This window comes from Mesorhizobium monacense (assembly GCF_056781675.1).
The window spans coordinates 4,925,019-4,944,613 of sequence record NZ_CM165567.1; the positions used below are offsets into that span (position 1 = coordinate 4,925,019).

Annotated in this window: 18 protein-coding genes and 1 tRNA gene; 12 read left to right on the forward strand and 7 right to left on the reverse strand. The window is 65.4% G+C overall.

Features of this window, described 5'->3' with window-relative positions; all coding sequences use genetic code 11:
* The first annotated feature begins 43 nt into the window (after window positions 1-43).
* The 7 genes from AC1RUK_RS23645 to AC1RUK_RS23675 all read left to right on the forward strand — a co-directional run bounded on the left by AC1RUK_RS23645 (window position 44) and on the right by AC1RUK_RS23675 (window position 5,513).
* Entirely contained in the window at window positions 44-454 is a 411-nt protein-coding gene (locus AC1RUK_RS23645; protein ID WP_481838711.1) for an arsenate-mycothiol transferase ArsC, read from the forward strand.
* 88 nt (window positions 455-542) lie between these two features.
* Entirely contained in the window at window positions 543-761 is a 219-nt protein-coding gene (infA, locus tag AC1RUK_RS23650; protein WP_006200926.1) for a translation initiation factor IF-1, read from the forward strand.
* A 24-nt stretch (window positions 762-785) separates the two neighbouring features.
* A complete protein-coding gene (locus AC1RUK_RS23655) occupies window positions 786-1,412 on the forward strand; it encodes a Maf-like protein (RefSeq protein WP_436170802.1) in 627 nt (208 codons plus the stop codon).
* Window positions 1,409-1,606, forward strand: coding sequence for a DNA gyrase inhibitor YacG (gene yacG, locus AC1RUK_RS23660; protein ID WP_120018472.1), 198 nt, complete (start codon window positions 1,409-1,411; stop codon window positions 1,604-1,606). Before AC1RUK_RS23655 ends, yacG begins: the two co-directional genes overlap by 4 nt.
* 259 nt (window positions 1,607-1,865) lie before the next feature.
* Window positions 1,866-1,941: transfer RNA gene (locus AC1RUK_RS23665), tRNA-Phe, on the forward strand.
* Between the two features lie 823 nt (window positions 1,942-2,764).
* Window positions 2,765-3,880, forward strand: a complete 1,116-nt coding sequence (locus AC1RUK_RS23670) for a coiled-coil domain-containing protein (RefSeq protein WP_481838710.1) — start codon at window positions 2,765-2,767, stop codon at window positions 3,878-3,880.
* Window positions 3,881-5,072: 1,192 nt separating this feature from the next.
* A complete protein-coding gene (locus tag AC1RUK_RS23675) occupies window positions 5,073-5,513 on the forward strand; it encodes a hypothetical protein (protein WP_481838709.1) in 441 nt (146 codons plus the stop codon).
* 31 nt (window positions 5,514-5,544) lie between these two features.
* Here the strand turns inward: AC1RUK_RS23675 and AC1RUK_RS23680 are convergent, their stop codons facing one another.
* Genes AC1RUK_RS23680 through AC1RUK_RS23690 form a run of 3 tightly spaced genes read right to left on the reverse strand, consistent with a single transcriptional unit; the run spans window position 5,545 to window position 9,374 of the window.
* On the reverse strand, window positions 5,545-6,447 hold the full coding sequence (locus tag AC1RUK_RS23680) for an alpha/beta hydrolase (RefSeq protein WP_481838708.1): 903 nt from the start codon (window positions 6,445-6,447) through the stop codon (window positions 5,545-5,547).
* A 25-nt stretch (window positions 6,448-6,472) separates the two neighbouring features.
* A complete protein-coding gene (gene fhuB / locus AC1RUK_RS23685) occupies window positions 6,473-8,512 on the reverse strand; it encodes a Fe(3+)-hydroxamate ABC transporter permease FhuB (RefSeq protein ID WP_481838707.1) in 2,040 nt (679 codons plus the stop codon).
* On the reverse strand, window positions 8,505-9,374 hold the full coding sequence (locus AC1RUK_RS23690) for an ABC transporter substrate-binding protein (protein ID WP_481838706.1): 870 nt from the start codon (window positions 9,372-9,374) through the stop codon (window positions 8,505-8,507). The genes fhuB and AC1RUK_RS23690 overlap by 8 nt, the downstream gene beginning before the upstream one ends.
* Window positions 9,375-9,512: 138 nt before the next feature.
* On the opposite strand from AC1RUK_RS23690, the gene AC1RUK_RS23695 reads away from it, so the two are divergent.
* A complete protein-coding gene (locus tag AC1RUK_RS23695) occupies window positions 9,513-9,641 on the forward strand; it encodes a hypothetical protein (protein ID WP_481838705.1) in 129 nt (42 codons plus the stop codon).
* A 3-nt stretch (window positions 9,642-9,644) separates the two neighbouring features.
* Window positions 9,645-10,394 carry a pseudouridine synthase gene (locus AC1RUK_RS23700; RefSeq protein WP_481838704.1) on the forward strand — a complete coding sequence of 250 codons (750 nt, stop codon included), beginning with the start codon at window positions 9,645-9,647 and terminating at the stop codon, window positions 10,392-10,394.
* 29 nt (window positions 10,395-10,423) lie between these two features.
* On the opposite strand, the gene AC1RUK_RS23705 is transcribed toward AC1RUK_RS23700, so the two are convergent.
* Together AC1RUK_RS23705 and AC1RUK_RS23710 are read right to left on the reverse strand one after the other, a co-directional pair.
* Window positions 10,424-11,005 carry a histidine phosphatase family protein gene (locus AC1RUK_RS23705; RefSeq protein ID WP_436170796.1) on the reverse strand — a complete coding sequence of 194 codons (582 nt, stop codon included), beginning with the start codon at window positions 11,003-11,005 and terminating at the stop codon, window positions 10,424-10,426.
* A 111-nt stretch (window positions 11,006-11,116) separates the two neighbouring features.
* Window positions 11,117-12,448 carry a dicarboxylate/amino acid:cation symporter gene (locus tag AC1RUK_RS23710; protein WP_436170795.1) on the reverse strand — a complete coding sequence of 444 codons (1,332 nt, stop codon included), beginning with the start codon at window positions 12,446-12,448 and terminating at the stop codon, window positions 11,117-11,119.
* A gap of 235 nt (window positions 12,449-12,683) precedes the next feature.
* Between AC1RUK_RS23710 and AC1RUK_RS23715 the strand changes: the two genes are divergently transcribed.
* The 3 genes from AC1RUK_RS23715 (at window position 12,684) to AC1RUK_RS23725 (ending at window position 16,412) form a co-directional block, all read left to right on the forward strand.
* On the forward strand, window positions 12,684-14,555 hold the full coding sequence (locus tag AC1RUK_RS23715; protein WP_481838703.1) for a sensor histidine kinase: 1,872 nt from the start codon (window positions 12,684-12,686) through the stop codon (window positions 14,553-14,555).
* On the forward strand, window positions 14,552-15,907 hold the full coding sequence (locus AC1RUK_RS23720) for a sigma-54-dependent transcriptional regulator (protein ID WP_481838702.1): 1,356 nt from the start codon (window positions 14,552-14,554) through the stop codon (window positions 15,905-15,907). The genes AC1RUK_RS23715 and AC1RUK_RS23720 overlap by 4 nt, the downstream gene beginning before the upstream one ends.
* A 160-nt stretch (window positions 15,908-16,067) precedes the next feature.
* Window positions 16,068-16,412 (forward strand): hypothetical protein, encoded by a 345-nt coding sequence (locus AC1RUK_RS23725; protein ID WP_436170792.1) that lies wholly within the window; start codon window positions 16,068-16,070, stop codon window positions 16,410-16,412.
* Here the strand turns inward: AC1RUK_RS23725 and ggt are convergent.
* A complete protein-coding gene (gene ggt / locus AC1RUK_RS23730) occupies window positions 16,409-18,148 on the reverse strand; it encodes a gamma-glutamyltransferase (protein WP_481838701.1) in 1,740 nt (579 codons plus the stop codon). The two genes, AC1RUK_RS23725 and ggt, sit on opposite strands and share 4 nt — an antisense overlap.
* Before the next feature lie 101 nt (window positions 18,149-18,249).
* Window positions 18,250-19,542, reverse strand: coding sequence for an L-rhamnose catabolism isomerase (rhaI, locus tag AC1RUK_RS23735; RefSeq protein ID WP_481838700.1), 1,293 nt, complete (start codon window positions 19,540-19,542; stop codon window positions 18,250-18,252).
* Window positions 19,543-19,595 lie beyond the last annotated feature (53 nt).

The window sequence follows — 19,595 nt, forward strand, 5'->3', positions numbered from 1 at the left end:
ACTGCCTGCCCCTCTGCCCCGTTCGATCCTGTTCCTGTGCGGTATGAACGCCGTGCGCTCGCCGATGGCCGAGCAATTGGCGCGGCGCATGCTGCCGGCCGCCACCTTCGTCGCCTCGGCCGGCGTGCGCGGCGGCGAGCGCGACCCTTTCGTCGACGCGGTGCTTGCCGAGGAAGGTCTCACGCTCGGCGAGCGGCAGCCGCGAACCATGGACGACCTCGAGGACGACTATTTCGACCTGATCGTGACGCTGGCGCCGGAAGCGCACCACGCCGCGCTCGAACTCACCCGCTCGCTCGCCGTCGACGTCGAATACTGGCCGATGCCGGACCCGACCGGCGCCGGCGGCACGCGCGAGCACATCATGGCTGCCTATCGCGACGTGCGCGAGCGGCTGAAGGCGCGGATATCCGGCCGTTTCCTCGCGCCGCAGGCCAAAAACGCCGCGGATTAAGCGTGTTCACAAGCGCACGATTATCATATAGGTTCCGCCGCAAATTCCGGCCGGCGCGCTGGAACTGCCATCCAAGCAAAGGTATCGAATGCCGAAGGAAGAAGTCCTCGAGTTTCCGGGTGTCGTGACGGAATTGCTGCCCAACGCGATGTTCCGGGTGAAGCTCGAAAACGAACACGAAATCATCGCCCATACGGCCGGCCGCATGCGCAAGAACCGCATCCGCGTGTTGACCGGCGACAAGGTCCTGGTCGAGATGACGCCCTACGACCTGACCAAGGGCCGCATCACCTACCGTTTCAAGTAAGATCAAGAGCCTGCCGGAATCGCGATGAGCATTTTGCAGAAGCTGGTGCTTGCTTCGGGTTCGCCGCGCCGGATCGAGCTTTTGCAGCAGGCCGGCATCGAGCCGGACCGCGTCTTGCCGGCCGATGTCGACGAGACGCCGCTGCGCGCCGAGCATCCGCGCTCGCTGGCCAAGCGGCTGTCGAAGGAGAAGGCCGAGAAGGCGCTGGCCTCGCTGCAGAGCGAGGACGACCATGCGCCCGCCTTCGTGCTCGCCGCCGACACGGTGGTGGCCGTCGGGCGGCGCATCCTGCCCAAGGCCGAGACGCTCGACGACGCCGTGAATTGCCTCGGCTTGCTGTCGGGCCGCTCGCACCGGGTCTATTCCGGCATCTGCCTGATCACGCCGGGCGGCAAGCAACGCCTGCGCCTGGTCGAGACCAGGGTGCGCTTCAAGCGGCTGCCGCGCGAAGAGATCGACGCCTATGTCGCCTCCGGCGAATGGCGCGGCAAGGCCGGCGGCTACGCTGTGCAGGGCCTGGCCGGCTCCTTCGTCGTCAAGCTGGTCGGCTCCTACACCAACATCGTCGGCTTGCCGCTCTACGAGACAGTGGCGCTGCTTTCCGGCGAGGGCTTCAAGGTGCACACCAGCTGGCTCACCGCGCGGCCATGAGCCTGGACGACAAGGTGACGCCGCTGCGCCCGAAGCGCCCCTGCCCCGAATGCGGCAAGCCCTCGGCGCGCGAAACCTATCCATTCTGCTCGACGCGCTGCAAGGACATCGACCTCAACCGCTGGCTGAAGGGTGCCTACGTCATCTCGGCCCGCGACGACGAGGAAGAGCCGGACACGGACGGGCCGAAGTAAGTTATTCGGCGCCGGCGCTGCGACCAATCCCCTTCGCCCCGTTTACGGGGAGAAGGTGCCGGCAGGCGGATGAGGGGCAGCGTCGACCGCGACAATTACACGTATCGAGGGCGCCATCATCTGCCCGAAGCAATTGCCCTGGAAATCAACGCTTAAGCGCTGGACAGGTGGAATTCCCGTGCTATAACCCACGCGCTTTCAAGGGGCGCCCACGGCGCTTTCCTGAAATCCGGTCAACGAAATCTCGTTTGCCGGCGAGGCCCAGATAGCTCAGTTGGTAGAGCAGCGGACTGAAAATCCGCGTGTCGGTGGTTCGAATCCGCCTCTGGGCACCATCACTTCCCTCAAGAAAATCAACGGTTTTGGTAATCAGGTGCGGTGTACCCATGCCTGTTTCCATGTTGCAAACCGCAGGTGTGGCGGCTCGGAAGATGCGTGGCTGTGATCGAACGCGGCCTCGTAGTTCATCGCGGAGGAACGGTGGCGGCGCTGGCGACCCTGGCTGCGGCGTCTGTGATCGGCTTCTTCGGGTCACAGACGCAATCAGCAACTCCAAGGATCCGGAATGCATTGGATCGCGGAGCCTGGTGAGGATGCCGGGCGACGCTTTTGGCGTGCCCACCGCAGCGCATGTCCTCGACAATCGTCGGAGCTGAGGGTTTGCCATTGTGTGTGCCGTACAGGGAGATCGTCGAAGCCCATGGCAGTTAATACTTTAGGAGACCCTGTGCGGACAGTTTCGAGAAGATTGGGAAGCCCCCTACCCTTATTCGGTACTTACTGCCCCTACATGCCTTTGATAGCTTGAATGACATGCCTGAGGGTTGCCTAGCGCGGTCGCGCGGGGCACTCGGGTTTGCGTCGACTCTGACGCCACAGGCAAGCGTTTCACCAGTGCGGTCGACCCATGGAGGATCCGCAATGGATCACGGGCGGAGATCCAACTGGGCTTCCACGCCCCTCGGCCAATGTCCTGACCGAGCACACGCGACAATAGCTGCTTTGCTTCATGACCGCCGCAAACAGTCGGGCGCCGCCCCGCTGCCCTTCATTCCGATTTGCCTGGTGCTGTTTGGATCTGCGGCAATCGCACTCGTTCCGCCAGAAACGAAACCTCCCGTCACTCCCGTCCAAGTCTCGCAGCCGAGTGGCATCCCGATGGAGCCTGCTGCGGCGGCACAGAAGCGAGCCCTCGAGCGGGAGCAGTCCTGGGTCGACGCACTGAGGCGTGGTCTGAGCGCTGCTCGCATGGAACTCGAGGCAGCTCGCGCCCAGGCGCTTGCCTTGCAAGTCCTGGCAAAGGAGGAGCGCGACCTGGCTGAACGCGAACGCGCAGCAAATGAACAGAGTTTCCTCACGCCACGTAAGGATATCGATGCAATCAAGACCAGCAGCGCGCATGAGGAAAATCTGCCCCGCGAACTGGCCGATGCCCGCCAGGAACTTGCTGCCGAGGCCGTTGCGGCGCGCAATACCGCGGAAGCGTCTCTGGCCGGGACGAAGCAGGCGCTCGACGAGGAGCGCCGGAAGGTCGGGCTCCTGGAGCGAGATATCGCGGAGGCCCGCCAGTCCATCAAAGTGCTGGAGGCAAGCGCGAAGCTGGCGGCGACAACGCAGGCCGGCGCCATCCAGGGCCGGCAGCTTGCCGAAGCGGCGCGCAATACCGCTGAGGCGTCTCTGGCCGGGACAAGGCAGGCGCTTGACGAGGAGCGCCGAAAGGTCGCGCTCCTGGAGCGTGATATTGCCGAGGCCCGTCAGTCCATCGAAGCGCTGGAGGCAAGCGCGAAGCTGGCAGCGGCAACGCAGGCCGGCGCCATCCAGGGCCGGCAGCTTGCCGAAGCTGCAGCAAGGCAAGCTGGCGAGGCGCTCGCACAGGAACGCGAAAGAGCAAGCTCGCTTGCGAGCGATCTTGAAACTGTTCGGCGGGAACGCGACGCGGCAAAGGGGGAATTGACGGCGTTCAAGGAGGCGTGGAAGCAGGAGCGCGAAAAGGCCATTGGCCTGGCCCGCGACCTCGCTTCGGCACGCAAGAACATCGACGCCCTTAAGCGCTCGGCTGAGCGTCGCACCTCGCATGTCGAAAACGCAGCAAAGGCACGCCCCATCGATCGCGCGAGAGCGCGCGCGTCTCAGCGCAGATCGTCGCCCAACTCGGGGCAGCAGGAAGTTGGCAGCGCGGAAGTGCGCAAGTCGCGAGCCGCTCGGCTGATGACGATCGTGCTGCCAGACGCGCTGCTTCCCACCCGGCCGCCGGCTGAGGGATTCCGCCAATGACAGCCGGGGAACGGAGGATTGCGATGCGCAAATATCTCGCGGCCGCTTTCTCGATTGCGATCGCGATCGAGCCTGCCATGGCCCTCGAGGCGGGAGTTGGCACCCGGGCTGGCAATGTCGGGGTTGGTGCCAGTGTGGGCGTCGGCCAGAACGGGGCGTCAGTCGGTGTTGGCGCGGACGTCGGTAGCGTAGGAGGAGCAGACGCCGGAGCTTCGGTCGGAACTGGCAACGGCTCGGTCGGCGCAAGCGTTGGAGCCAGCGGCCAACTCGGCGGCGCAAGCGTTGGAGCCAGCGGCCAACTCGGCGGCGCGAGCGTTGGAGCGAGCGGCCAACTTAGTGGGGAAGACGCCTCGTCCGAAAGTAGCGCAGCAAGCGCCGCTCCAGGCGATAACCCCAGTGATCCCGCCGCCACGGCGGCCGCGGCCGCAGGCGTACCAAAATCCATCGTCCTGCCACGCATCCTCTGGCCCTACAGGAGCGGTCGCTCATCGGCCGTGACGACAATTGAAGCGATACCGGGCACGCCGGGTGCAATGGTTCGCGCCTGCCGTGAGGCGATTGAGCTGGCCGCTATCCCGTTTGGTGTCGTGAATGTACGTGCGATGAGCGCAGGGTCCCTACGCCGTCTGAGCCGAGGCGCAGTCTCGGCCCCGATTGCAGTTCGCATACATTATGCAAGGCAAGGTGGCGCGGAGATCCGGCAGGCGCGAATCAGATGCCACCTCGACGCTGCAGGCAGAGTGATCAAGCTGACATAGGATGTTCGGCCCTGGATTCGCTCGCCCGGCGGATAGGATTGCGCGAACCCAAGCGCCAGGTTGGCGGATACGTTCACCTCAGCGCTGCCAAGGTAAGCCAATCCTGCACCCCGGACTGGCGCCATCGGATGGACAAGGTGCGCGACCGGCTACCCTTGATTCCCAACGGTTTCCTACGCTGAGACCGGGGGATGGCGTCGAGGCGTTAGGCCATTGCGCGGGCGAAATTTGTCAGCGCGCGTCAGCTTCTTCTGCTCCAGGCGCTTTTTCTCGTCCGCAGCGACGATCTGGAACGGCGCCAGCCCTTCCGTCTCGCATTCGCCGGCCTCGCCAAGCGAAACGCCTTTGCTCGCATCGGCCGATTGGCGGATTTGATTTGCTTGGTGATCCCCTATTCCTAGGGCAAACTGCCTGCCGGGGCTGCAGGAGGAGAAATGAGAGCACGTGCAGCTACGGTCGGCGATCTCGAGAGTGTTTTCCGCGGTCTGTCCAAACGGATATCGGACGAGTATGTGGCGGCCGGCAAGGACAGCAAGGCCGCCTACGACAATCTGATGATGAATTTGAAGGAAGGCCGTGCCCATGCCCTTGTCGAGGGCGAAAAGACGGTGGCGATCATCGCCTGGCATGAACATAGCGACGCTGCTGATACGCTGTTTGCCGCGCAGGAGGGTTTCTTCAGCGCCGCCACCATCCGCTTCTGCAAGCGGCACATTCGCCATATCCAGGCGCTCGCCGGCAACCTCCCCATTCGCTCGCGCAGCTGGCTGCAGAGAGCCGACGTCGCCAAATGGTTCCGGATCATCGGCTATGTCGAACGCGGCCAGGAGAATGGCGCTACGATGTTCGAACTGCCACCGGCTCGCGGCGGGTAGCAATCGCAGCGCGTTTGCAAACGCTGCTAGCCTAGCGGGCCTTGGTCGGGCCGGCATTGGACGTTTGCCGTCGCACAGTAAACGCCGCTTGCACCGCGCGGTTGACCGTCACCGGCAGGATCGACATGTGGTTTTCGCCGGCGTGCAATTCGAAGCTGGCAGCGAGCCCGGGGATGGCGTTTAGACGCTCGGCCATTGCGCGGGCGAATTCGTCGGTGCGGGTTACTTTCTTCTGCTCCAGGCGCTTTTGCTCGTCGGCGACGCCGATCTGGAACGGCGCCAGTTTTTCGGTCTCGTATTCGCCGGCCGAGAGGATCACTTGCGCGCTCAAGCCGTCCGGGACGGCGGTCTCGAATGCTTCGAGAAACCGGTCGATGGCGCGGTCTTCCCAGTAGATCGCCGGGCTCGCCGCAATCCAGGTGCGGAAGGCACGCGGGCGGGTGAACAGGGCATAGAGCGCGAACAGGCCGCCGAAGGAGTGGCCGTAGAGCGCCTGCCTGTCAGCATCGATGCTGGCGCGGCTGGCCACGAACGACTTCAGCTCATCCTCGATGAAGGCGAGGAATTGTTCCGCACCGCCGGTCCGCACCTCGGGGCCGCCTTCGTGGAAAGGCGGATAGGTCTTGCCGGGCGGCAGGCCGAGATCCCAGGAGCGCCGCAGCGGATCGTAGGCGCCGGGGACGGGATAGCCGATGGCGACGATGACGCCTGCGCCGACATTGGTGCCCGAGGGGTAGCCTGATTGCGCGCGCACCGCATCGACGGCGGTGCCGATGACGGCGTTGCCGTCGGTCATGTAGAGGACCGGCCAGCCGGCCTCGGGGGCTTCACCGGGCGGCACATGCAGGAACACTCGCCAGGGCTCGCCGCCCGTGGCGGGAACGAAATCGCGGACCGTGGTGTCGGCGATCAAGGCTGGCGTCGACTTGAACATGGAGATCTCCCGAGGCGCAAAAGAGTCAGCGGCGGCGCAGCAGCCACATCAGCACCGGGCCGCCGATCAGCGTGGCGACGAGGCCGGCCGGGATCTGGCGCGGGAAGATGGCGGTGCGGCCGATCCAGTCGGCGGCCACCATGATCAGGGCGCCTGCCAGCACCGCGCCCAGGGCCTGCGGCAGCGCGCGCGCCAGCCCAAGCCGGCGGGCGAGATGCGGCGCCATCAGGCCGATGAAGGTCAGTGGACCGACGATCAGGGTCGAGGCGGCGGTGAGTGCGGCGACCATCAGCAACACCAGCAGCCGCGCCTTGCGCAGGTCGATGCCAAGGCTTTGTACGGCAGGCGCGCCGAGCGGCAGCATGTCCAGCCAGCGGATGAAGACGGGCGCGAGCAGGAACAGGCAAAACGCGATGGCCGAGGTCAGCAACGCCGAACCGACATCGACGCCATAGGTCGAGCCGGTCAGCCAGTTGAGCAGCAGCATGGCGCGCGGATCGCCGGTGGCGGTCAGCACCAGGATCAGCGCGTCGAACAGCGCCGTCAGAGCGACGCCGGCCAAGAGCAGCCGCTCCGGCGCATAGGCGGCGCGGCGACCGAGCGACAGCGTGACCAGCAGGGCGGCGAAGGCGCCGGCGGTGGCGGCGGCTGTCTGGACAGGGCGGCCGGGATCGGCGGCTAAAAACAGCGCCAGCACCATGCCAAGTGCTGCCCCGGCGCTGATACCGAGCACTTCGGGGCTGGCCATCGGATTGCCGGTCAGGCGCTGCATCATCAGCCCGGCCAGCGCCAGCATGGCACCGGCGGCGAGCGCTGCAGTGACGCGGGGCCAGCGCCATGACAGCAAGGGCTGCAGTTGATCGCCTATAGCAAAACTCCAGCCATGCGGCCCCGGCCCCAGCAGCAAGGCGAGCCCGACCAGTACAACCAAGGACAGGCCGAGCGCCGCCAGCACCAGGCCGGGCCGGCGGCTTCGGGGCAGATGCCCGGCGGTCAGCGCCGGGGCTTCGGAGGCGAGCGCAAGGCGCGGCAGCAGCCACAGCAGAAGCGGCGCGCCGAGAAGTGCTGTGATGGCGCCGGTCGGCAACAGGTCGCCCTGCGGTCCGGTCGCCAATTGTACGCCCTGATCGGCGGCCCAGAGCAGCACTGCGCCGAGAAACGGCGCCATGACCAGCCGCTGGCCGAGGCGGCGCGCACCGCCGATGCGGGCGAGCGTAGCGGCGGCCAGGCCGACGAAGCCGATGACGCCGACGGCGGCAACGACGAAAGCAATGAGCGCTACCGCAGCACCTAGCCCGGCGACACGGTAGACGCCGAGCGGCAGGCCAAGGCTGCGGGCGCCTTCGTCTTCAAGGCCGAGCAAGGTCAGTGGACGGACCATGAGGCCGATGGCGACGGCAGCGGCACCGAGGCGCGGCAGCAGCCAGAGCGTCGTCGTCCAGTCCTGCTGGCCGAGCGAGCCGGCGCCCCAGATGAACAGGCTGGCCAGCCATTCATGGCGCAGCACGATGAGGGCGGCGCCTATGGCGCCGGCATAGAGGCTGACGACCAGGCCGGCGAGCACGACGGAGAGCGGCGACAGGCGCTTGTGCCAAGACAGAGCGACAACCGCGACTATCGCGACGAAGGCGCCGGCCAGCGCCACCCATTCGCGGCCGAAGGCGAGCAAGGACGGCGCGGCAAGCGTCGCCAGCGCCAGCGCCAGATGGGCGCCGGCCGAGACGCCGACCGTTTCCGGCGAGGCCAAAGGGTTGCGCAGCACCTGCTGCAGAACAGTTCCAGCGAGCCCAAGTGCTGCGCCACAGAGCAGGCTGACGGCCAGCCGGGGCAGAAAGGTATAGTGGACGAGCACCAGCCGTGTATCCGCGACATCGGGCGTGCCGAGCGCATCGAGCCAGAGCGCCGGCGGCAATTGCACGGCAAGATTGGAGAGCGTGGCGGCGATCGCCGCGGCCGAGAGTACCACGCAAAGCAGGATGGCGCCGAGCGGCAAGCCGGCGGATAGGCGGCGCGGCCAACTCCCACTGGCGCGCCTGCCACCCAGGGCGGCAGTGTCGTTAGCCATGTGCGTTATCCCCGGTCATCGCCTTGGCCAGCACGCGCGCGAAGCGGGCCGCGGACGGCAGCGCGCCGAACATCAGCACGGCCGGCAGGCGCATTATCGAGCGGTTGCGCACGAAGGGCATGGCGTTCCAGACCGGGCTTTCGGTCAGCGTGCCGCCGGCGCCCTCGGGCAAGGGCTCCATATAGGCCAGCCGCGCATCGCTTGCCGTCGCGAGGCCGTCCAAACCGAGCGTGGCAAAGCCCCAATAGTTGGTGTCGCCCGTCCAGGCGTTGCGGATGCCGATGCGATCGAACACATCCTGGAACAGGCTCTGCCGGCCATAGACACGCACATTCCGCGGATCCATGAAGTTGACGATGTAGAGCGGCCGCGCCGACAACGGCGCAAGCTGCTGCCGGATCTCCAGGAAACCGGCCTCAGTCGCCGCAATCAGCGCTTCGCCTTCTTCCTCCTTGCCGACAAGCCGCGCCAGCTGCCGGGTCGCCTCGACGGCAAGCTGATAGGGTCGGCCCTCCTCGGTGTAGATGCCGATGGTCGTCACCGGCGCGACGCGCTCAAGCAGCGGCTTGATGCCATCCAGATAGGGGATGGCCAGGATGATATCCGGGCACAATTGCTGCAGGAATTCGAGGTTGGGCTCGAGCAGCGTGCCGACATCGGCAATCTCCGGCGCCAGCGGCGGCTCGACCACCCATTTCTCCCAGATTTCGCGGTCGGCAATGGCGACCGGCCTGACGCCGAGCATCAGCAAGGTCTCGGTCAGCCCGGCGTCCAGTGAGACGATGCGCAAGGGGCGCGGCGCGGCGGAAAGCGAGCCCGCGAAGGGCAGCAGGAAAAGCCCGAGCGCGCCGCGCCGGGTCATGCTGCCGCACCTGGCCGCCCGCCTGTCATTCTCCGGCACGATCCTGGTCTCCCACTGCGCCGCGATCCTACAAACCCGGCTTGCAGCCGCCGGTGCCAAGCTGACTATGAAACCTGATTTTCATAGTCAACATTTAAGATGACCGAACCGGCCAACAATCTTGGCGACATGGAATCGCTCGGCGCTCTCGCGGTACGCCCGGGCGGGTTGCGCAACGATCGCCGCGCATGGCATCTGTCGCCGACCACCGGGAAGAACACCTGCTAACGCATGACACGGCCGCCCAACATCGCCCGCCGACCACCTCCTGCCGGGGTCAGCCTTTGCCGCGCGCTGTCAAAGCTGGGGCTGTGCTCGCGCAAGCAGGCCGAGGTGCTGGTTGCCGAGGGGCGGGTGCGGGTCGGCGGCAAAGTGGTGCGCAACGGATCGCTGCGCGTCGATCCCGGCCGCGACCGCATCACCGTCGACGGCGAGCGCGTCGTTGCCGAGCGCAAGGTCTATCTGATGGTCAACAAGCCGCGCGGCCTGGTCACCACGCGCGACGACCCGCAGGATCGCGGTACGGTCTATGACTGCCTGGTGGGGCTCGACCTGCCCTTCGTGTCGCCGGTCGGCCGCCTCGACAAGGCCAGCGAAGGCCTTCTGTTGATGACCAACGACACGCATTGGGGAAATGGCCTGCTCGATCCCGCCTCGCATGTCGCCAAGACCTATCACGTGCAGATCGGCACGCAGCCAGACGAGGCGATGCTGGCGCGGTTTCGCGAAGGCGCGGTCGTCGACGACGAGCTGCTGACGGCCGGCTCGATCGAGATGCTGCGCAGCGGCGGCCGCACGGCATGGCTGGAAATCGTGCTCGACGAGGGCCGCAACCGCCAGATCCGTAGGCTGCTCGGCGCCTTCGATGTCGAGGTGCTGCGGCTGGTGCGGGTGGCGATCGGACACTTGCAACTCGGCGATCTCGCCAAGGGCAAGGCGCGGCACCTCACTCCCGAGGAACGGGCGATGCTAGCGAACTGAGCTACGGGCACGCGGCTGCCGTCAGCCTGCTATTTCTGGTTCCACTTGCGGATCACCGGCTCGGTCAGGTCGTGCTCGTAACCGAGCGTGCTGAGGCTTGCGGTGTCCAGCACCAGCAAGGCGCCGTCCTGCGGCGGCAGGCCGAGCCAGCGCGCCGTAAGCACCCGCAGGAAATGCGCGCTCGAAAACACCAGCACGTTGCCGCCGACCGCGCGTAGCCCGCCGAGGATCCGGTCGGCCCTGGCGCCGACATCCGCTGCCATCTCGCCGCCCGGACAGCCGTCGCGAAACACGTTCCAACCGGGTCGTGCGGCAAGGATCTGTTTGGTGGTCAGCCCCTCATAGGCGCCATAGTCCCATTCCTGCAGATCGTCTTTCTTGACGCCGGTCGCGCCGAAGCCGGCCAGAGTGCAGGTGTTGTAGGCCCGCTGCGAGGGGCTCGACCAGACTGCCTGGAACGACAGGCCCTTGAGGCGCTCCGCCACGCCGCGTGCGGCGGCTTCACCCGCTGCCGTCAAGGGTATGTTGGTGCGGCCTGTGTGCTTGCCCGACGCGCTCCATTCCGTCTCGCCGTGGCGAACCAGGTAGATTTCGGGAAACGCGCTGCTCATTCACGGACCTTTCGCCATGGCGGGTTGAGATCAACCTATGCGCCGGCCGGCGAAAAGAACAGGCCGCAGCCGGTGACCGGCTGCGGCCTGCAGAGTCTGGGCCTTGAAGGATCAGGCGGGCTGCAGGCCCGGCAGCGAGAGATCGGCCTCTTCCGGCAGATCGCCTGCCATCGCGGCGGCGAACTTGCTCTGGTCGAGTTCGCCTTCCCAGCGCGCCACGACGATCGTCGCCACCGCGTTGCCGACGAAGTTGGTCAGCGCCCGGCACTCCGACATGAAACGGTCGACACCGAGGATCAGCGCCATGCCGGCGACCGGCACCGAAGGCACGACCGAGAGCGTCGCGGCCAGCGTGATGAAGCCGGCGCCGGTGATGCCGGCAGCACCCTTGGAGCTCAGCATGGCGACGAGCAAGAGCAGGATCTGGTCGCCAAAGGTGAGCGGCGTGTCGGTCGCCTGGGCAATGAACAGGGCGGCCAGCGTCATATAGATATTGGTGCCGTCGAGATTGAAGGAATAGCCGGTCGGGACGACCAGGCCGACCACCGAGCGGTTGCAGCCGGCGCGCTCCATCTTGGCCATCAGACCGGGAAGTGCCGCTTCCGAGGACGAGGTGCCGAGAACGAGCAGCAGCTCTTCCTTGATGTAGCGGATCAGCGCCAGGATCGAGAAGCCGTTGTAGCGGGCAACGGCGCCGAGCACCACAATCACGAAGAGGAAAGCAGTCAGATAGAAGGTGCCGATCAGCATGGCGAGGTTGGCGATCGAGGCGATGCCGTATTTGCCGACGGTGAAGGCCATGGCGCCGAAGGCACCGATGGGCGCGGCCTTCATCAGGATGGCGACGAGGCGGAAGATCGGCGTGGTCAGCGCCTGCAGGAAATCGACCACCGGGCGGCCGCGATCGCCGACCAAGGCGAGAGAAACGCCGAACAGCACCGAGAAGAACAGCACCTGCAGGATATCGCCCTTGGCGAAAGCGCCGGTGATGGTGTCGGGGATGATGTTCATCAGGAAGCCGACGATGGTCGTGTCATGCGCCTTCTCGGTGAAGGTCGTCACCTTGGTGGCGTCGAGTGTCGCCGGATTGATGTGCATGCCGGCGCCGGGCTGGACGACGTTGGAGACGACGAGGCCGACGACGAGCGCCAGCGTAGAGAAGAACAGGAAATAGATCATCGCCTTGCCGGCGACGCGGCCGACCTTCTGCAGATCGGAAACGCCGGCGATGCCGGTCGCGACCGTCAGGAAGATCACCGGCGCGATCACCATCTTGACCAGCTTGATGAAGGCGTCGCCGAGCGGCTTCAGCGACGCGCCTAATTCGGGATAGAAATGGCCGAGCAGGATGCCGGCGGCGATTGCGGTAAGCACCTGCACGTAGAGATGCCGGTAAAAGGGAACTTTGCCGCGCGGTTCGGCGGCAGCGAATGCTGTCTGCATGACGTCCTCCATTGCGCCCCGATCGAAAGCTCGACCTCCCGGGGCAGTTTGACCTCCAACAGCCTCGCGGCTGCTGCAATGGTGTTTGCAACAGGCGTGCCAGTTTCTGCTTGTGAGCTCTTCCGTTTGATTTTGTTTAATATTTTGTGTCCGATCGATGCATCGCCATATCGCGACGTGCGGCCATCCGCATAAGTCGAATTGTGCTTTGTGCGAAATCATGCACAGATAGGCCATGCTGCAACGCCCCGCCGCTGCCCCAGCTCAAGTCCTGTCTTCGTCGCCCGAGCAACTCGGCAAGCGGGTGCGCCGTGCCTGGCTGCTGTTCGCGGCGGTGGCACTCGCGATCACCGCGGCGGCTCTTTACGGCGCCGGCCTCTATGGCCGCAGCACCGAAATCCAGGCACTGGCGGCGCAAGGGCGCACCGACGCCAATCTGAAGGTCGCGTTGCTGCGCGCGGTGCTGGAAAACCCGCGCGCGCTGCCGCTGCTGCTGTCGGAAGACCAGCAGGTGCGTGACGCGCTGACCGAGCGGAGCCCGGCGACGATCGACGTTTTGAACCGCAAGCTCGAAGGGCTGGTCTCGGGCACCAAGGCTTCGGTGCTCTATGTCACCGGCACTGACGGCCTGGCCATCGCCTCCAGCAACTGGCGCGAGCCGACAAGCTTCGTCGGCAACGACTATCGCTTCCGCGCCTATTTCTCCGGTGCGATGCAGACCGGAACCGCTGAGTATTTCGCGCTCGGCAATGTCAGCAAGCGTCCAGGCCTCTACATTTCGCGCCGCGTCGGCAGCGCCGCGGCACCGCTCGGCGTCGTCGTCGTCAAGATGGAGTTCGACCAGCTCGAGGCCGACTGGCATGAGGCGAACCGCCCGGCCTATGTTAGCGACGAACATGGCGTCGTGCTGATCACCAGCGTACCGTCCTGGCGCTTCATGACAACGGCACCGCTTGGCCAACCCGTGCTTGGCGAAATCCGCAACGCCCAGCAGTTCGGCGACGCGCCGCTGGTGCCGTTGCCGATCAACCGGCCGCAAGCCTTGAGCGACGACATCGCGCTCGTCCATGCCATCACGCCGGGCGGCAGCGAAGCTGAATATCTCAGGCTCTCGACCCCGATCGCATCGACGCCGTGGCGGCTCGACTATCTCGTTCCGGTGGAGGCGCCGATTGCTGCGGCTCAGCGCGAAATGCGGCTTCTGGCACTCGGCGTTGTCGGTCCACTCATTGGCCTTGCCGCCTACCTGTTGTGGCGACGGCAGTCAGCCCAGATGCGGATCGCCGCCGAACAGGCGGCACGCATCGAGCTCGAACGCCGCGTCGTCGAACGCACCGAGGATCTGAGCCGCGCCCGCGACCGGCTGCAGGCCGAGATCACCGGACATCGCAGCACAGAAGCGAAGCTGCAGGTGGTGCAGCAAGAGCTGGTGCAGGCGAACCGGCTGGCCATCCTCGGCCAGGTCGCGGCCGGCGTCGCGCATGAGATCAACCAGCCGGTCGCCACGATCCGCGCCTATGCCGACAATGCCCGCGTCTTCCTCGACAGGAAGCAGACCGTACCGGCCGAAGAGAATCTCGGCGCCATCGCCGCACTCACGGAACGCATCGGCACCATCACCGAGGAGTTGAAAGCCTTTGCCCGCAAGGGCCGCACTGCGGCCGAGCCTGTCGAATTGCGCGGCGTCATCGAAGGTGCGGTGGTCCTGCTTCGAAGCCGCTTTGCCGGCCGGCTCGACGCGCTTGATATCGCGCCACCACCGCCGGGCCTCAAGGTGAAGGGCAACCGGATCCGGCTCGAACAGGTGCTGATCAACCTGTTCCAGAATGCGCTGGAGGCGCTTGACGGCCGCGAGAACGCCAGGGTTGAGGTGTCGGCCAAGGAAACGGCTGACGGCGTGACCGTTAATGTGTCGGACAACGGGCCGGGCATTCCGCCCGAAATCCTCAAGTCGCTGTTCACACCGTTCAACACTTCGAAGGAAAAAGGCCTCGGGCTCGGGCTCGTCATTTCGAAGGACATCGTCGCCGACTATGGCGGACGCATCGAGGTTGCGAGCGACGACCGCGGCACCCGTTTCACCATCCATCTTGCGAAAGCAGCATGACCAGCAACGATCCCGCATCGGTCGTCCTGATCGATGACGACATCGATCTCCTGAAGGCCACAAGGCAGACGCTGGAGTTGGCCGGGTTTTCGGTATCGGCCTTTAGGGCGGCGGCCGATGCGCTGGCCGAGCTCGACGCCGGTTTTAGCGGCGTCGTGGTGTCCGACATCAGGATGCCGGAGATCGACGGCCTGCAGCTTTTTGACCGCATCCTGGAACTGGACCCGGACATTCCGGTGATCCTGATCACCGGACACGGCGACATCGCCATGGCCGTCAAGGCGATCAGGGACGGTGTCTACGACTTCATCACCAAGCCTTTTGCCGCCGACCGGCTGGCGCAAAGTGTCTGGCGCGCGGCGGAAAAGCGCCGGCTGGTGATGGAGAACCGAGCCTTGCGCGAGGCGGCCGAGCAGGCGCAGGACGGCCTGCCGCTGATCGGCCAGACGCCGGCGATGGAAAGGCTGCGCCGCACGCTCAGGCAAATCGCCGACACCGATGTCGACGTGCTGGTGACCGGCGAAACCGGTTCCGGCAAGGAGGTGGTGGCCAGTCTGCTGCATAGCTGGAGCCGCCGCGCCAAGGGCAATTTCGTCGCGCTGAATTGCGGCACGCTGCCGGAGACCGTGATCGAGAGCGAGTTGTTCGGCCACGAGGCCGGCGCCTTCACCGGCGCGCAGAAGAAGCGGATCGGCCGCATCGAGCATGCCAGCGGCGGCACGCTGTTCCTCGACGAGATCGAAAGCATGCCGCCGTCGACGCAGGTGCAGATGCTCAGGGTGCTGGAAATGCGCGAGGTGACGCCGCTCGGCACCAATGAGGTGCGGCCGGTCGACCTGCGCGTCGTCGCCGCCGCCAAGGTCGATCTCGGCGATCCCAGCCAGCGCGGCGCCTTTCGCGAAGACCTCTACTATCGGCTCAACGTGGTGACGATCTCGATCCCGCCGCTGCGCGAGCGCCGCGACGATATTCTTCTCCTGTTCGGCTACTTCGCCGAGCGTGCGGCCACGCGGTTCCGGCGTTCGGTGCCGGCGGTGCCGGCCGCAGTCCAGCGCCATCTCAGGGAGCACGACTGGCCGGGCAATGTGCGGGAACTGGCGCATTTCGCCGAACGCTTCGTGCTTGGTCTGGAGGAAGGCAGCAGGGCTCAGGCCGCCGCGCCTGTGGAGCTGGACGACGCCATGCCGTTGCCGGAGCGGCTGGAGTGCTACGAGGCCGACATCATCCGCGAGACGCTTGGCCGCAATGACGGCGACGTCAGGCGCACGATCGAGGCGCTGGGGATTCCGCGCAAGACCTTCTACGACAAGTTGCAGCGGCACGGCATCGTGCGCAGCGATTTCTCCAAATAGATCAAGCCTGTGGAACCAGATCGCCCATCTGACCGTTGAGCTTGGCTGGCAAACCGTGGCACGTTGGCACCAGAGGGCGGCGAACATATCGCCGCGGTGGCGTTGCCGGTTGCGCTCGGCAAGCGTTGATGGTTTGTTGCCGCTCAGCGGAGAACGAGTGATGCGCGAATCCATCGGTCAAGACGAATATGGCTCGGCCAACCCCTTCGATCCGGACGACCTGCCGAATCTGAACACGATCGGACCGGCAATGGGCAGCGGAAACGATTTCGAGAAATATGCCGTCGCCGTCATCATCGTGTTCGGCGCCCTGATCATCGGTGGGCTGATGGCCGCCTCGATGACCTTCGGGCACCGCAACGGCTTCCTGTTCGCGCTTGGCGGCGCCACCTCGGCCTGGATATCGGGCAATGCGCTGCTGCTTGACCGGCCGCGACTCTATGCCCTGTTCGTCGGCATCGCGGCCGTGTTGCTGATTGCGTCGACCATAACGTTGGTCGTCTAATAGCCCAGCGCCTCGCCGGATGCGGCGCGGCTGTCGATGGCGCCGTTGTAGCGGGCGCCGCCGCCTTTCTCGATTTCCGCCAGGCTCTTGCCGCCGACCAGTATGCCGGCAGCCTGGCCCCAAGTCGTGTCGCCGAGATCGAGGTGATAACCCATGCCGGCCAGCAGTCTTTCGGTGTCGGGCGACAGTCCGAACGGCTCGACATAGACCGTGTCGGGCAGCCACTGATGGTGGATGCGCGGCGCGTCGATCGCCTCCTGGATGTTCATGCCGTGGTCAACGACATTGACGATCGCTTCCAGCGTGATGGTGATGATGCGCGAGCCACCGGGGCTGCCGATGACCATGAACGGCTTGCCGTCCTTGGCCACCACGGTCGGGCTCATCGAGGATAGCGGCGTCTTCTTCGGCTGGATGGCGTTGGCTTCGCCCTGGACGAGCCCATAGAGGTTGGGCACGCCCGGCTTCTGGGTGAAATCGTCCATCTCGTTGTTGAGCAGGATGCCAGTGCCGTCGGCGACGACGCCGGCGCCGAAGGAGCCGTTCAGCGTGTAGGTGACCGCAACCGCATTGCCGTCATTGTCGATGATCGAATAGTGAGTCGTCTCCTTGCTCTCGCCAAAACCCTTCGGCATCAGATCCTGCGAGACGCCGGCCCGGAATGGATCGATCTTGTCGCGAATGTCCTTGGCGTAGCCCTTGTCGAGCAGCTTCGAGACCGGATTGTCGACGAAATCCGGGTCGCCAAGCGCCGAGTTGCGGTCGACATAGGCGTAACGCATCGCCTCGACCATGGCATGGACCGTCTCGGCCGAACCGGCGCCGAGATAGGACAGCGGGTAGCCTTCCAGCACGTTGAGGATCTCGCAGATGATGACGCCGCCGGAACTTGGCGGCGGCGAGGAAATGATCTCGTAGCCGCGATAAGAGCAAGTCACCGGCTTCAGCTCGCGCACCGCGTATTGCTCGAAATCCGGCTTGGCCAGGATGCCGCCCTTGGCGCTGCTTGCCTTGACGATGGCGTCGGCGATGGCGCCCTTGTAGAAGGCGTCAGGCCCCTTCTCGGAGATCGCAGACAGCGAGGCGGCGAGGTCCGACTGCACCAGCTGCTCGCCAAAGCCATAGGGTTTGCCGTCCGGTTTCAGGAAGATGGCGGCCGCCGCCGGATCCTTCGCCAGCCGGTCTGCGTAGCGGGCAAAAAAGCCGGCATCGCCCTGATTGAGGACGAACCCGTCCTTGGCGTAGGCAATCGCCGGCGCCATCAGATCCTGCCGCGACAACGTGCCATATTTCTCGCGCGCAGCCTCGAAGCCGGCGACCGAGCCCGGCACGCCGACTGCAAGGTAGCCGTCGAGGCTGGCGCCCTTCACCGGCTTGCCGTCCTTGTCGAGATACATGGTCTTGGTCGCAGCCAGCGGCGCGCGTTCGCGGAAATCGAGGAAGGTCGACTTGCCGTCCTTGAAGCGGATGGTCATGAAGCCGCCACCGCCGATATTGCCGGCGTTCGGGTACACCACGGCCAGCGCATAGCCGACGGCGACCGCCGCATCGACGGCGTTGCCGCCCTTCTTCAGCACCTCGACGCCGACTTCAGACGCCAGATGCTGGGCCGTCACCACCATGCCGTGTTCGCCCTTCGCCGGTGTGGGCGAGGCTGCGAAGGCGGCCGCGGATGGTGTGAAGGCGATTGCAAGCGAAAGGCTGACGGCGATCAGCGTCCGGCGGGTCAAGGGCATGGCGGGGCTCCGGGGCGTGGGGTGCGCCTAGAAGAGCCGGTTGGGGCGGCCGAGTCCACCAGCAACGGTGACCAGCTGGATCAAATCAGATGTCAGGTGTGTCAGACGATGCCGCCTGAGCCCCCGGCTACCGCCGGCCGTTCCGCCGCCACCTTCGCTCGGTAGCCGGCAGCACGATAAGCGGCGACCGGATCGATAGCGCCGCCGGTCTTCAACCGCGCCATGGCCAGGATCGGCTCGACATCGGTGCGGTAGGCCGCTTTCAGCGTCTGGGTCGCCATCAGCGCGTCATTGGTGTCCTGGTGACCTTCCAGCGCCTTGCGGTCGACCAGCAGCGCCTGCGCATAGGCGCGCTGCACCTCGACCGCCGACAGCATCAGGCTTTCGATCGGATCGGTGACATTGTGGCTCTGGTCGAGCATGTGGGCCGGATGAAAACCCTCGGCACCCGAAAGCTCGGCATCGACCAGTTCGTTGAAGACCAGGAACAGCCGGTAGGGATCGATCGAGCCGGCGTCGAGATCGTCATCACCATATTTCGAATCGTTGAAGTGGAAGCCGCCGAGTTTCTTGAACTGGATCAGCCGCGACACGATCATCTCGATGTTGACGTTGGGCGCATGGTGGCCGAGGTCGACCAGGCAGAAGGCCTTGTCGCCGAGTTCCTGGGCAATCATGTAGTTGGTGCCCCAGTCCTGCACGACCGTCGAATAGAAGGCCGGCTCATACATCTTGTGTTCGGTAAACAGCTTCCAGTCGTCCGGCAGGCCGGCATAGATGTGCTTCATGGCGTCGAGATAGCGCTCGAACGCCCTGGCGAAATTGACCTGGCCGGGGAAATTCGAGCCGTCGCCGATCCACACCGTCAGCGCCTTCGAGCCCAGCGTCCTGCCGATCTCGATGCATTCGAGATTGTGCTCGACCGCCTGGCGGCGCGTGCCGGCATCGGCATGCGACAGCGAGCCGAATTTGTAGGAGAGTTTCTGGTCCCTGGCATCCGAGAAGGTATTGGAGTTCATGGCGTCGAAGCCGAGGCCGAAGCGCGAGGCCGCCTGTTTCAGCCGGTTCGGATCGGCCTTGTCCCACGGGATGTGCAGCGAGACGGTCGGCGTCGCCTGCGTCAGCTGGCGGATAACGGCGCAGTCCTCGATCTTGTCGAAGATGTCGCGCGGCTCGCCGGCGCCGGGAAAGCGGGCAAAACGGGTGCCGCCAGTGCCGACGCCCCAGGACGGGATCGCCACCGCGAATTTTTCCACCTTGTCGCGGATGGCGTCGATAGAGATGCCGCGCCGGTCAAGGCGCTCGCCAAGCGATTGATAGTCGCGTTCGAGGTTCGCCTTGCGCACGGCGTTGTCCTTGTCGACGATTTCGGCGGAGATGATGGTTTCGGACACTGCAATTCCTCCCAATATGCGTTCTGCCGGCGCCGCCCCTCATCCGCCTACCG